Raw genomic sequence first — 214 nt, 5'->3', positions numbered from 1 at the left:
CTCGAGGAATTTGTCGGTATGCTAGGAATGGACGTATCTTATGAAGCTAACCGTTCAATGCATTACGCTGATTTAATTTTTGCTTGTGGTGCTCGCTTTGATGACCGTGTAACTAATATCGTTGAAAAGTTCTGTCCTGACGCAAAAATCATGCATATTGATATTGACCCTACCTCGATTTCAAAAAATATTCATGCTGATTTACCAATTGTAG

General features: G+C 37.9%; 1 pseudogene. It reads left to right on the top strand.

The features are described from left to right. Positions 1-214, top strand: a pseudogene (locus V6256_RS15935) (acetolactate synthase 3 large subunit); the annotation flags it as partial.

Origin of the sequence: Psychromonas aquatilis (assembly GCF_038155185.1) — a bacterium.
Lineage (GTDB): Bacteria > Pseudomonadota > Gammaproteobacteria > Enterobacterales > Psychromonadaceae > Psychromonas > Psychromonas aquatilis.
This window is presented reverse-complemented; position numbering and strand designations above follow the sequence as displayed.